The organism is Imbroritus primus, from assembly GCF_964332355.1.
In the GTDB taxonomy this organism is placed as follows: domain Bacteria; phylum Pseudomonadota; class Gammaproteobacteria; order Burkholderiales; family Burkholderiaceae; genus Imbroritus; species Imbroritus primus.
This window is the reverse complement of the sequence record NZ_OZ201293.1, coordinates 3020825-3033519: the sequence shown is the minus strand read 5'-3', so window position 1 is coordinate 3033519 and position 12695 is coordinate 3020825. Positions and strand designations below refer to the sequence as shown.

9 protein-coding genes and 1 pseudogene are annotated in these 12695 nt (G+C 65.5%); 3 read left to right on the top strand and 7 right to left on the bottom strand.

Annotated elements, in window-relative coordinates; all coding sequences use genetic code 11:
• Nucleotides 1-17: 17 nt before the first annotated feature.
• On the bottom strand, nt 18-1049 hold the full coding sequence (locus ACQ3C8_RS13995; RefSeq protein WP_428851874.1) for a CHAD domain-containing protein: 1032 nt from the start codon (nt 1047-1049) through the stop codon (nt 18-20).
• Between the two features lie 137 nt (nt 1050-1186).
• On the opposite strand from ACQ3C8_RS13995, the pseudogene ACQ3C8_RS13990 reads away from it, so the two are divergent.
• Both ACQ3C8_RS13990 and ACQ3C8_RS13985 read left to right on the top strand, forming a co-directional pair.
• A pseudogene (locus tag ACQ3C8_RS13990) lies at nt 1187-1924 on the top strand (YoaK family protein); the annotation flags it as partial.
• Between the two features lie 74 nt (nt 1925-1998).
• Nucleotides 1999-3225 (top strand): CaiB/BaiF CoA transferase family protein, encoded by a 1227-nt coding sequence (locus ACQ3C8_RS13985; protein WP_428851873.1) that lies wholly within the window; start codon nt 1999-2001, stop codon nt 3223-3225.
• A 25-nt stretch (nt 3226-3250) separates the two neighbouring features.
• On the opposite strand, the gene ACQ3C8_RS13980 is transcribed toward ACQ3C8_RS13985, so the two are convergent.
• The 6 genes from ACQ3C8_RS13980 to ACQ3C8_RS13955 all read right to left on the bottom strand — a co-directional run bounded on the left by ACQ3C8_RS13980 (nt 3251) and on the right by ACQ3C8_RS13955 (nt 11392).
• Entirely contained in the window at nt 3251-3940 is a 690-nt protein-coding gene (locus ACQ3C8_RS13980) for a VIT1/CCC1 transporter family protein (protein ID WP_428851872.1), read from the bottom strand.
• Between the two features lie 39 nt (nt 3941-3979).
• Nucleotides 3980-4537, bottom strand: a complete 558-nt coding sequence (locus ACQ3C8_RS13975) for a YggT family protein (protein WP_428851871.1) — start codon at nt 4535-4537, stop codon at nt 3980-3982.
• 198 nt (nt 4538-4735) lie between these two features.
• On the bottom strand, nt 4736-6175 hold the full coding sequence (gene cls / locus ACQ3C8_RS13970; protein ID WP_009522906.1) for a cardiolipin synthase: 1440 nt from the start codon (nt 6173-6175) through the stop codon (nt 4736-4738).
• A 72-nt stretch (nt 6176-6247) separates the two neighbouring features.
• A complete protein-coding gene (locus ACQ3C8_RS13965; RefSeq protein ID WP_428851870.1) occupies nt 6248-7465 on the bottom strand; it encodes a multidrug effflux MFS transporter in 1218 nt (405 codons plus the stop codon).
• A 171-nt stretch (nt 7466-7636) separates the two neighbouring features.
• A complete protein-coding gene (locus tag ACQ3C8_RS13960; RefSeq protein WP_428851869.1) occupies nt 7637-9436 on the bottom strand; it encodes an ankyrin repeat domain-containing protein in 1800 nt (599 codons plus the stop codon).
• A gap of 165 nt (nt 9437-9601) precedes the next feature.
• Entirely contained in the window at nt 9602-11392 is a 1791-nt protein-coding gene (locus ACQ3C8_RS13955) for an ankyrin repeat domain-containing protein (protein ID WP_428851868.1), read from the bottom strand.
• A 303-nt stretch (nt 11393-11695) separates the two neighbouring features.
• On the opposite strand from ACQ3C8_RS13955, the gene ACQ3C8_RS13950 reads away from it, so the two are divergent.
• Complete coding sequence (locus ACQ3C8_RS13950) at nt 11696-12583, top strand: dioxygenase family protein (protein ID WP_428851867.1); 888 nt, start codon at nt 11696-11698, stop codon at nt 12581-12583.
• The last annotated feature ends 112 nt before the right edge of the window (nt 12584-12695 follow it).

The window sequence follows — 12695 nt, the reverse complement described above, 5'->3', positions numbered from 1 at the left end:
GTGCTTATAGGTTCGGGCTACGGCTTCAAGCGTTTTCGTGCGCGCGCCAGCGCCCGCCGGGCTTGCGCTTCGTAGCGGCTGTTGAGGCATAACAGGCGGCCACGGACCAGCCTGCGCAGATGGCGGCCGCACAGGCGGGGCATCGCCGGATGCAGCACCATAAGGGCGACTGCCGTATCGTTCGCCCGGCCGAGGTGAAGTTGCAGTCGCCTGAGCGACTTTACCCGCCGTGCCGCAGGCCTGGCAAGCGCCGGCGCGAACAGCACGGTAAGGTAGTGCACGCGCTTGATCGCGATGCGCGTCCGGTGCAAGGTGCGAGTCCCGGTATCCGCTTTGGCCGCCGCTTTGGCCACCGCTTCGGCATCCGCGTCGGCAGCGGCTCGAGCGGCGCGCTGGCGCAGGATCCGGTACGCATCGCGCAGGCGCTGCCGGGCGAAGGCGTCGAGTGGCGGCGAGCGATCTTGCACGGCGCTCCAGTCGGCGAGCGTTGCGCGCAGCGATGACAGGACGGCTGCCGGCGCCGCATCACGCATGGCGCGCCGGCACGCAGCGGTCTCCCGCGCCACCTGCTGTTCGAGTGCGCGCAGAAGCGGCTGCGCCCTGGCCGGATCCTCAGGCAAGAAGTGCGGTGCCAGTTCCGTGGCCAGCACCGCCCATTCGCGGGCAGGCCCCGCGAGATCCGCCAGCGTGCCGAGGCGCGTACGCCAGGCATGGGCCATCCCTGCCGGCAGCAATGGCGCATAGGCCCACAACAGGCAGCGCAGTTGCCGCAGGCTGACGCGATAGCGATGGATCAGTTCGGGGTCGCCGTTCGCGTTGCTGTCCGCATGGCTGTCTGCGTTTCCGTCCACGGCGCCATTCGGGCCACCATCCGGCTCGCCAGCGGCAGCGACACGCCCGGCGCAGCATATCGCTTCGTCGAGCAACGGCGCCGCCAGCCTGGGCAGTGCCGCGTGTGCCGGCATGTCGGCCGTGTGCCGGTCGCTGGAAGAGAGGGTCATGTCGTCTGGTTCTCGGGGGCATCCCACCATCTGATCAGCGTAGACCATCCGCATGCACGGCGCGGACGCACGCCGCGCCGGATGAAGCTCGGCACGCGGCACGGCCTTGGCCCTGCGGGCTCAGGCCGGTTACACTCATCCGTATCCATTGTTCTCGTTTCCGTGACTGCTTTTGTGACTGCCCCATGCCGATACCCTATCTGCGGCGCCTGACCGGCCGCGAGCGGACGCGCAAGGCCAATCGCCAACTGGCCTGCTATCTGGCGTTCATTGCCGGCGCGATCAATGCTGGCGGATTCCTCGCGGTCCAGCAATACACCTCCCACATGACGGGCATCGTGTCCTCCATGGCCGATGCGCTGGCGCTCGGGCAGGCGGTGCTGTTTCTCGCGGGCCTGGGGGCGCTGCTGTGCTTCATCTCGGGCGCTGCCACCTGTGCCGTGCTGGTGAACTGGGGGCGGCGGCGTGACCTGCAGAGCGAGTTTGCCTTTCCGTTGATGCTCGAGGCCGGCATGCTGATCCTGTTCGGGCTGCTCGGCGGCAACCTGGGGCGCTATGGCTGGCTGTTCGTGCCGGCGACCGTGATGCTGCTGTGCTTCATCATGGGTCTGCAGAACGCCATCATCACCAAGCTGTCCCACGCGGAGATCCGCACCACGCACGTCACGGGCATGGTCACCGATATCGGCATCGAACTCGGCAAGCTGTTCTACTGGAACCGGCATCGGCACACGACACCGCATGTCAGGGCCGATCGCGAGAAGCTCCGCCTGCTGCTCCTGCTGGTCGGGCTGTTCTTCGGCGGCGGGGTTGCGGGCGCGCTGGGGTTCAAGCACATCGGTTTCATCATGACCCTGCCGCTGGCCGCATTGCTGATCTTCATGGCAGCCGTGCCGGTGTTTGACGACATGCGCACGCGCCTGCGCTAGCGGGGAGGCCGCGCCCGCCGGCTTGCTGGTACAGTGTCGCGCAGATCGTTGCGCACGGACATTTCACCATGACTGACACCCCAGCTTCTTCTTTTGCTTCCACGCCCGGCCCCCAGGCCCTGGCCGGCATCAAGGTCCTCGAACTCGGGCAACTGATCGCCGGACCATTCTGCGGCAAGGTGCTCGGCGATTTTGGCGCCGATGTCATCAAGATCGAGCCGCCGGGCCTGGGCGATCCGCTGCGCAAGTGGCGGCTGCTCAAGGATGGGACCTCGGTGTGGTGGCAAGCCCAGTCGCGCAACAAACGCTCGGTGACGCTCGATCTGCGCCAGCCGGAAGGGCAGGAGGTGCTGCGCCTGCTCGTGGCGGATGCCGATGTGCTGATCGAGAATTTCCGCCCCGGCACGCTCGAGGAGTGGGGGCTGGGTTGGGACACGCTCTCGGCCATCAATCCGGGCCTTGTGATGGTGCGCGTCTCGGGTTTCGGGCAGGACGGACCGTATCGCGACCAGCCCGGGTTTGCCGTGGTTGCGGAAGCCATGGGCGGCCTGCGCTATCTCACCGGCGAACCCGGCCGCGTGCCGGTGCGCACCGGCGTGTCGATCGGCGATACGCTCGCCGCGCTGCATGGCGTGATTGGCGTGATGATGGCGCTCTATCACCGCAAGGTGAACGGCGGGCAGGGCCAGGTCGTGGATGTCGCGCTATACGAGTCGGTGTTCAACTGCATGGAAAGCCTGCTGCCCGAGTACAGTGCGTTCGGTACCGTGCGCGAGCCGTCGGGCGGGGCGTTGCCGGGCATCGCACCGTCCAATGCCTACGCCTGCCGCGATGGCTGGGTGGTGGTCGGCGGCAATGGCGACAGCATCTTCAAGCGCCTGATGACGCTGATCGGCCGCGATGACCTCGGGCAGGACCCGGCGCTGGCGCACAACGACGGCCGCGTCGCGCGCGTGGCCGAGATCGATGCCGCCATCGGCGCATGGACCGCGACGCGTCCGGTGGCCGAGGTGGTGGCCGGCCTGCAGGCCGCACGCGTACCGGGCGGGCGCATCTACACCGCGCGCGACATTGCTGAAGATCCGCAGTACCGGGCGCGCGACATGGTGCAGCGTGTGACCACGCGCGATGGCTGGGAGGTCGATCTGCCGGGTATCGTGCCCAAGCTGTCGGCGACGCCGGGCGCGATCCGCCAGGTCGCGCCGCATCTTGGTGGCGATACGCGCGCCGTGCTGGAGGAAGTTGGTTTGACGCCGGCGCAGATCGAGGCGCTGGCGGCCAAGGGCGTGATCTAGCGCGGTACAGCGCGTTGGCGGCAGCTCAAATCGTCGCGCCGAAGAGCCGCCCGACCAGCGCCGTGAGGCCCATGGCTCCAGCGCCCCACAGCGTGACCCGCACGGCGCCGCTGACGACCGGCGCACCGCCGACCCGGGCAGCCAATGCGCCGAGTCCGGTCAGGGAAAGCAACGCACCAGCGGTGACTGCAGTGCCGGTATAGGTGGGTGGCGCCAGCAAAGCGATCAGCAGCGGCACCAGCGCGCCGGCCGAGAAGGTAGCGGCCGACGCGAACGCAGCCTGCACCGGGCGTGCTGCAAGTTGATCCGTGATGCCCAGCTCGTCGCGCGCATGCGCACCGAGCGCATCGTGCGCCATCAGCTGGCGTGCTACTTCGTGCGCCAGTTCGGGTTGCAGCCCGCGTGCCACGTAGATTTCCGCCAGTTCATCGAGTTCGGCCGGGCGGTTGTGCTTGATGGCCTGCAATTCCAGCAATAGATCCGCGGCCTCGGTGTCGGCCTGGGAACGGACCGAGACATATTCCCCCGCCGCCATTGACATTGCGCCGGCCACCAGCGCGGCCACGCCCGCTACCAGCACCGCGGAACGCGTCGCCCCGGTCGCCGCGATACCCACTACCAGGCTGGCGGTGGAGATGATGCCGTCGTTGGCGCCGAGCACGGCGGCGCGCAGCCAGCCGACATGGTTGATGCGGTGGTGTTCGGGGCGTGGCATAGTGTCGTCGTCCGTAGCGAGATGGCGTGGCGTGCGTGTTCAGAGCCCAAACAGCATGCCGCCCGAGCGCGTGATGATGATCAGGCCGATTTGCGCGAAGATGAATAGCGCTAGCGGCGACAGGTCAAGTCCGCCGACCAGCGGGATGAACTTGCGCAGTGGATTGAGCAGCGGTGCCAGCAAGGCCTGCAGAAAACCCATCACCGGGCTGTGCGGGTTGATCCACGACAGCAGCGCCATCAGCAGCGTCATCCACATCACCAGGCTGACGGCCCACTTCAGGACCACCAGCAGCGCCGTGAGCAGGCCCGTCGGGATCAGCAGCGCCGGGCTGGTGCCTGCCAGCAGTAGCACCATGCCAAGATAGCAGAGCGCCGCCAGCCATGCGCCGACGAGGCTGGCCCAGTCGATGCCGCCCGCGCCCGGGATGATCTTGCGCAGCGGCAGCACCAGCCAGTCGGTGATCTGGAACAGCGCGCGCGACAGCGGATTGCCCGGCGGCAGGCGCACCGCCTGGCTCCAGGCGCGCAGCAGCAGGGCCGCGCCGAACAGCGTGAGCAGCAGATCCACCAGAAACCGGCCAATTTCATTCAGCATGTGTACTCCCGTGGAGCGCAGGCCCCGCAATCAAGGATGCGCGAACAGCCCGTGGCATGTCCGCCTGACGACGCGCATTGTCGCATGTTGCTTTGACAACACGCGCAAAATGATGCGGCGTCGTGTGTATGCCGTACCTGAGTGAACCGCGTTCATGTGCCCCGCTGGAACCACCGCGAACGATGCCGGAGCCATGCCTCACAGGATCGGCGCGAACAGGTGCGCGATATGCATCAGGGCGCGCCGCCAGTAGGGCGTGTTGCGATATTCGTCCAGCCCGACCTCGCGCGCGCACGCGAAATCGGCGACCAGCATCGTCTCGACCTCTGCCGCGAACCCCGCATCGAGCGTCATCACCATCAGTTCGAAGTTGAGCCGGAACGAGCGATTGTCCAGATTGGCGCTACCAATGGCTGCGGCGCGGTCATCGATCAACACCACCTTCTGGTGCATGAAGCCCGGTTCGTACCGGAACATGCGCACGCCGGCCTGCACCGCATCGTGCGCAAACAGGGTCGATGCGTGGAACACTACATGGTGATCGGGCCGCGTGGGAATCAGCACGCGCACATCCACGCCGCGCATCACTGCCAGCTCCAGCGCGCTCATCACCGCCTCGTCCGGCACGAAGTAGGGCGAGGCGAGCCACACGCGGCTGCGCGCCGCATTGATCGCGGTGACAAAAAACAGCGAGCCGGTTTCCCGTGCATCCGCCGGCCCGCTCGGCAGCGCCTGGCACAGCATCGTGCCGTCGCGGGTAGCGGGCGCCAGCATGTGCGGCAACTGGCGCGTGGCCCAGAACCAGTCCTCCGCGAACACCAGCTGCAGGGTGCCGAGCACCGGCCCGCGCAGCTCGATATGCGTGTCGCGCCACGGTGAGAGCGGGGCGCGCTCGCCGAGGTACATCGTGCCGATATTGTGCCCGCCGACGAAGCCAACCTCGCCATCCACCACCAGTAGCTTGCGGTGATTGCGGAAATTGATCTGGAAGCGGTTCGCGAGGCGCCGCGTGGCGAATTTGCGGACCTGTGCCCCGGCCTCGGCGAGTGTGGCGATGTAGGCTTCCGGCAAGGCGTGGCAGCCAATGCCGTCATACAGGAACTGCACCGTCACCCCGGCGCGTGCCCGTTCCGCGAGTGCATCGTGCAGGGCCCGCCCCGCCGCATCGTCGGCAATCGCGAAGAACTGCACGAGGATCGCTTGCCGGGCCTGGCGGATAGCCGCCAGCAACGCCTCGTACGTGACCTCGCCATTGATCAGCAGGCGCACGTGATTGCCGCGCAGCAGAGGCGTGTCGGTCAGGCGCGTCAGCGCTTGCAGGCCGCTGTCTTCGGGATACTCCGCGATGTATTCGGGGTGCCGCTGCGCCCAGACTGGATCGATGCCGCGTGCCTGCAGGCGCGCCACCTCGTTGCGAAAGCGTTGGGGATTGGTGTAGCCGGTGAAGTAAGCGCTGCCCAGCACGGCGTACGGCAGCAGCGTCAGCCATGGCATCATGACCAGCGACAGGGCCCAGGCAATGGCGCCCTGCGAGGTCCGCACCGTCATCACGGCATGCACCGCCGCGAAAATACCGACGATGTGCAGCACGCCGAGAATGGTAGCAATCAGAGGAGTCGAGAACAATTCCACCGGCATGGCGGCAGTGTACCGGTCTCTTGCGGTCTCGGGCGCACTTTGGTTCAGTGCGCCTGTGCTGCGCCGCAGCGCTCAGCGCGTGGCGCGCCGGCCGATCATCCCCATCAGGAACGATGCCACGCTGCAGGTGGCCATGATGCCGACCAGCGGCAGGGCGCTCTTGCCCGACAACAACCCGATGGCGATGCCGGCCAGCGTGCCGAGGCTGAACTGCAGCGTGCCCATCAGTGCCGAGGCCGTGCCGGCCCGGTGACCCTGCCGGCTCAGCGCCAGCGCGGAAGCATTTGGCATGATGCAGCCGAGCGACGCCAGATAGCCGAAAAAGCCCAGCAGCAGCACTGGCAGCGAGAGGTGGCCGGCGGCCGCGATCAGCGCCACGGTGACGCTGAACAGCACCGGCACGCGCGTGACGATGCGCAGCACCGCCTCCGGCGTGTGGCGACGCATCAATACGCTGTTGACCTGCGACATGGCGATCAGGCCGAAGGCATTGAGGCCGAACACCACGCTGAACCAGTGCGGTGGAATGTCATACAGCTTGATGAGCACAAACGGCGAACCGGCAATGTAGGCGAACATGCCGGCCTGCACACAGCCGGCGCACAGCGAATAGCCGACGAACTGCGGCGAGCGCAGCAGTTCGCCATAGCTGCGCAGCACGCGCATCAGATGCAGGCGCGGTGCCTTGGCGGTGTCGACGGTTTCGTCCAGCCCGTAGTGCACGGCCAGCAGCAGCACTATGCTCAGCCCGGTCAGGATGAAGAAAATGGCATGCCAGTCGGCCACCGTGAGGATTGCGCTGCCGAGCAGCGGGGCGAGGATCGGCGCCATGCCCATCACCAGCATCTGCGTGGAAAAGGCGCGGGCCGCGTCGGGGCCGTCGAGCCGATCGCGTACCACCGCGCGCGAGATCACCATGCCCACGCAGCCGCCGAGCGCCTGCAGGGTGCGAAACATCATCAGCCATTCCACCGTCGGCGCCAGCGCGCAGCCAAGCGAGGCCAGGCCATACAGCGTCAACCCGAAATACAGTGGCGGCTTGCGCCCGAAGCGGTCGCTGATCGGCCCGTAGAATGCCTGCCCGGCTGCCAGCCCGATCAGAAAGGCGCCGAGGGTCAGTTCAATCTGGCCGGGCGTGACGCCGAGCGCCGCGCCCATGGCCGGAAAGGCCGGCAGGTACATGTCGATGGACAGGGGACCGATGGCGATCAGTGCGCTGCAGACCAGCAGCCAGGTGGGGAAGCGTTGAGGATTGTGCGAAGCGGGTGTGTGAGGAGCGGGGGACGGCATGCGGACAACAGAGGCAATGGGAGCGGAGTCCGAAGGTTCGATCCGGGATCGGCTTCAGATTTCCGCCTGAGATTGCATGATACAGAACAGTCGCGTTGGCCGCTGAACGCCGGCCGGTGATATCGGGCGCGCAGCATGGGGATGATGTTGTCGCACGTCCTGCACCGCCCGTCATTCCGTGTCGGTTCGCTTACGCTTGCCCGAGTGGGCAGGCGCATCGATGTCCATCTCGATTCCTTCGAGCGCATTTATGAGCGCGTCAATGCGCGCTTCGAGCGGGGCCGGGATGCCCCTCGCGGCGCGGTGCCAGTAGATCTCTCTCACGCGGTCCTGGAACCCGTGTGCGAGGTCGACGGCAGAGGGGCCGTTGCCGTTGCGCCAGTGCGGGTCGGCACCCCAGGCCCGAAACGCCCTGACTGTGGCGATAGTCTCATCCAGCGCCTGCAGGAACGCGCGGCTGTCAGGTCTATTCCACCCGCGTACCGGACTCCGCCGCAGGTAGCTCAGCAGGGGGGCGTCCTTGCCGCCGGGCGGCGGGTTCAGGAGGGTCAGGAAGCGGGCGTGCTGTTCGGGCGTTGTGCAGGTCTCATGTACCGCGGCGACGAGGTCCACACGAGGTCCTTCCGGGTGGTTGATCCACCGGAAAAGCTGATTGGTGCCCGGATCGCAAGCGTCGACATCGGGATTGGCCCAGTCTGCGCCGGCCTCGCACAGCAGGGTCACGCTTTCCGGATGCGTGGTCACCGCCAGCGCCGATTGCTGGTCGAGATCGAGCGCATGGACATCGGCCTTGGCCGCGAGCATCACCCGCACCATATCAGGCGAAGTCATCGCGGCAAGATGGAGTGCCGGGTTGCCGCGGATGTCGCATGCGTTAATGTCTGCGTTATTCTCGACCAGCCATGTGGCCGCACGTGCCTTGCCGTGCCACAAGGCATGGCACAGTGCGGTCTCCGCTTCATCATTCCCGTAATCAATCGACATACCCGCCGAGGTCAGATGCGCCACAAGAAAGGGCAACATGTCCACCTCGTCCTGTGCGGCGGCCAGGTGCAGAAGGCCGATGTGGTCCTCGCCCTTCCCCGGTGGCATCTCTTCAATCAGACACTCGCGGGTTCGGCCACGGAGGCGCGCATAAATGCGGCTCTCATCTATATCGTACCGCTCGCCCAGCTTGTCCGGGCGCAATTTCCCGGCATCGAGCAGCAGCCTGACGCTGCGCCAGGCGCCAAAGTGGGCGGCGAAGAAGGCCAGCTTGGCATACCAGAAGCGACGCCCCCTGCCGGTCTGGCTGGCGCAGTGTCGCGCCAGGGTTTCCAGGCGGCCGAGATCATGCGTGCCGGTGGCAAGATCGCACAGGAAGGTATGCAGGCAGTACCGTAGCGTATCCGCCTGGAGGATGGCCTGGGCCCATGCGGGATCGCCGCTTGTATTCTCCGTCGGGGCCGGAGAGAGCGTGCCATACGCTGCGTCGAGCAGGAGGGTGATACGGAATAAAGGGTCAATATATGGACCGACGCCATTGAAGTACTTGCGCATGCCCTCGGTCATCTGTTGTGTCAACTGGGCGCGTTTGCCTTCACTTTCCGGATACTTGGCGGGTAGCCGTGCGCGGGCCAGCCGCAGCATGAATTCGCTCAGCAACTCTTGTTCAGTGAGCTGGCCGTGCTCCAGCCGTGCGAGCGCCTGATCGGCGTAGGCTGCATGGTGCTTCGTGAAATTCGGGTGGATGCCGCGCCAGATCGCGGCCTTGCGGGCCGTGTCAAGGCACCATCGTGTGCCGACAGGCATGGATCGCGTGCCTGGGCTGGCATAGTCGCTGATCAGCCTGGCGAGATTGCGATCCCTGACCACCAGGGTGGCAGGGCTGACTGTTGGCGTGGCAGGCGGGCCCGGTTGAGAGGTGCCGTGTTCGCGCGCAGCTGAACGCGCTGCGGGAGGGAAGGCTAGGGGAGCGATTTTGTCAGGCATGATCTGGCTCGCGGATGACACACAGTTTGCACAGTACGGCAGGCCGCTTGGGTGGGCCATTAAACAACCGCTAAATGGGCAGCCGGGCGACAGTTGTTGACAGTTGTGACGGCCTACGCCGGACATAACGGACGGTGCGCATGTCCTGGATGCCTGATGCTTCCGTCATTCCCCGGCTATCCGCTTGCGTTTGCCAGTTTGCGTGGCCGGTGCTGTCTCGACGGCAGGCCATCCCAGGAGTTGCCGCAGGGTGTTGATACGGGTGTTGATGGCACGCTGAAACGCTGGCGCATTATTGATCACTACAGATGGTGAGAGGGTTACCAGGGCCATATCTGGCACGTATCCAGATGCGAAGTCGTGGGCCGAGCAGCATTTGGGGGTGCTGTAGTGCAGATCGGCCCCCCAGGCCAGGAACAGCTTGACACCTTCGATAGTCTCATCCATCGCGCGCAGGTAAGCCGCGCCGTCTGAACAGAAGCGCCCCGCATACGGAGGGGAGCGTCGCAGATAGTGCACCAGCGATACTACGTCCCATTCTAATGGGCTGTGCAGTACTCGAAGGAAATGTTGACGCTGATCCGGTTCCGTGCACGCATCATGCAGTGCCTGCAAGAGATGGATGCTTGACGTCCCGAATTTATCGATCCAATGGTACAGCAGCTCGGCGTTGACCCGGGCGAGGTCGATTCCCGCTTGGCACAGCAGGGTGACAGTCTCGGGGTGTGTGGCCAAGTCCAGTGGAGATCTCTCGTTCTTGTTGAGTGCATTGACATACATCGAGACATCGGCCTGGGCACGGGTACAGGCGTCGATCAGCAGCTGCACGAAGGCAGGAGAATTCTCGGCTGCGACATGCAAAGGGGTCATTCCGCTTGGGGAGGACGCATCTATTTTTGCGTGATGCCTGATCAACCATTCACCGGCACGCACATTGCCGTGTCGCGCAGCGTAAAATAGCGCGCTCCACTTGCCATCAGCCGGGTAATCAATCGACACACCCGCCGAGGTCAGATGCGCCACAAGAAAGGGCAACATGTCCACCTTGTCCTGCGCGGCGGCCAGATGCAGAAGGCCGATGTGGTCGTTGCCCGTCCCCGGTGGCATCTCTTCAATCAGACGCTCGCGCCTTCGGTCATGGAGGTGCGCATAAATGCGGCTCTCGTCTATATCGTACCCCTCGCCCAGCTTGTCCGGGCGCAATTTCCCGGCATCGAGCAGCAATCTGACGCTGCGCCAGGCACCAAAGTGGGCGGCAAAGAAGGCCAGCTTGGCATACCAGAAGCGACGCTTCATGCCGGTCTGGCTGGCGCAGTGTCGCGCCAGGGTTTCAAGGCGGCCGAGATCATGCGTGCCGGTGGCAAGATCGCACAGGAAGGTATGCAGGCAGTACCGTAGCGTATCGACCTGGAGGATGGCCTTGGCCCACTTGGAGTCGCCGTTTGTATTCTCCGTCGGGGCCGGAGAGAGCGTGCCATACGCTGCGTCGAGCAGGAGTGTGATACAGGTTGGAACGCGTTGAGTGGGGTTATGGGCTTGCTGACACATGCCTTGCGCCATCTGGTGAGCCAACTGGGTGCGCTTGCCCTCGCTTTCCGGATACTTGGCGGGCAGCCGTGCGCGGGCCAGCCGCAGCATGAATTCGCTCAGCAACTCTTGTTCAGTGAGCTGGCCGTGCTCCAGCCGTGCGAATGCCTCGTCGGCGTAACGGGCATTGTATTGCGCAAAATTGGGATGGATGCCGCGCAAGGCGGCTGCCTTGCGGGCTTCGTCAAGACGCCACCGTGTGCCGACCGGCATGGATCGCGTGCCTGGGCTGGCATAGTCGCTGATCAGCTTGGCGAGATTGCGATCCCTGGCCACCAGGGTGGCCGGACTGACTGCTGGCGTGGCAGGCGCGCCCGGTTGTGTGACGGCGGACGTCGATGAGAAGGAGAGCGAGTTTAGATCAGGCATGGCGTAGTTCGTGAACGATACGGCCTGCACGGTAAGGGAAGCGGCTTGAGCGCGCAATTAAACAAACGCTATATCGGCACGTGGTCACGGTTGTTCACAATCGCGAGGCGACTCTGCCAAGAGGCCTTCCATCGGTCGGGACGCTGGCAAGCGGACCGGTAAGGCCAAATGGCGCGCCTACTCATACAAAGCTTTTGAACGGAGTGTTCGACAAAGCGTGTCCCTGTGAGCCCGTCCATTTGCCACACTGGAGACAAGCGCAAAATCCGCGCATTCACGATGGCACGTTTGCAGGAGGCCCCGATGGCCACGTCGTTGTTACCTACGCTCTACATTTCGCATGGCTCGCCGATGCTGGCGCTCGACCCCGGCGCCACCGGCGCGGCGCTAGATGCACTTGGTGCGCGGCTGCGCCAGATGCCGCCGCGCGCGATTCTCGTGATTTCCGCGCACTGGAGCTACAGCACCCTGGCCGTGACTACGCGCGTCCGGCAGGAGGCGTGGCACGATTTTGGCGGCTTTGCCCCCCAATTGTTCGCCTTGCGCTACGATGCGCCGGGCGCGCCGGTCGTGGCGCAGCGCGTGCGTGCGTTGCTGTCCGAGGCGGCCATCGACGGCGCGTCGTACGTTGCCGAGGATCCAGACCGGCCGCTCGACCATGGCGCGTGGATGCCGCTGCGCTACCTGTTTCCCGATGCCGACGTGCCGGTGCTGCAGCTGGCGCTCAACCCCTGCCTGCCGCCCGCCACGCAGATCGAGATCGGCCGTGCGCTGGCGCCACTGCGGGGCGAGGGCGTGCTGATTATCGGCTCGGGCAGCTTCACGCATAACCTGCACGAAGTGTTTTCGGGCACGCGTGCGCAGCACGGTCCGGCGCCGTTGCCGTATGTGGAAGCGTTCCGTACATGGATGCTGACTGCCATCGACGAGGCGCTGGCCAGTGGCGATTTCAGTACGCTGGCACGCTACCGCACGCTCGCGCCAGAGGCGCAGCGCGCGCATCCGACTGACGAGCACTTGCTGCCACTATATGTGGCGCTGGGGGCGGCTGTCGGTCCGCAGGCGGCCGCAGCGCCGCAAGGCAAAGGGGCAACGTGCGAGCGCATCGTCGATGAAGTCACCTACGGTGTGCTCGCCATGGACACGTTGTTGTTCCACGGCGGTGTCCCCGCGCTGGCGCAGGCCGCCTGAACGCCGGAGCGCGCAACTGTGCTGGCGGCTGCGCCGCGTCTCCGCCCCTGCCCGGATGTACTGGCAGAGCAGAGGGGATCCATGACGCGTGTTTGGAGTTGTGACCCGGATG

Coding starts and splice junctions, on each gene's coding strand:
- cls (WP_009522906.1), bottom strand. CDS start 6,175: ATGCCGGTGGAATTGTTCTCGACTCCTCTGATTGCTACCATTCTCGGC.
- ACQ3C8_RS13975 (WP_428851871.1), bottom strand. CDS start 4,537: ATGCTGAATGAAATTGGCCGGTTTCTGGTGGATCTGCTGCTCACGCTG.
- ACQ3C8_RS13950 (WP_428851867.1), top strand. CDS start 11,696: ATGGCCACGTCGTTGTTACCTACGCTCTACATTTCGCATGGCTCGCCG.
- ACQ3C8_RS13955 (WP_428851868.1), bottom strand. CDS start 11,392: ATGCCTGATCTAAACTCGCTCTCCTTCTCATCGACGTCCGCCGTCACA.
- ACQ3C8_RS13985 (WP_428851873.1), top strand. CDS start 1,999: ATGACTGACACCCCAGCTTCTTCTTTTGCTTCCACGCCCGGCCCCCAG.
- ACQ3C8_RS13965 (WP_428851870.1), bottom strand. CDS start 7,465: ATGCCGTCCCCCGCTCCTCACACACCCGCTTCGCACAATCCTCAACGC.
- ACQ3C8_RS13995 (WP_428851874.1), bottom strand. CDS start 1,049: ATGGTCTACGCTGATCAGATGGTGGGATGCCCCCGAGAACCAGACGAC.
- ACQ3C8_RS13960 (WP_428851869.1), bottom strand. CDS start 9,436: ATGCCTGACAAAATCGCTCCCCTAGCCTTCCCTCCCGCAGCGCGTTCA.
- ACQ3C8_RS13980 (WP_428851872.1), bottom strand. CDS start 3,940: ATGCCACGCCCCGAACACCACCGCATCAACCATGTCGGCTGGCTGCGC.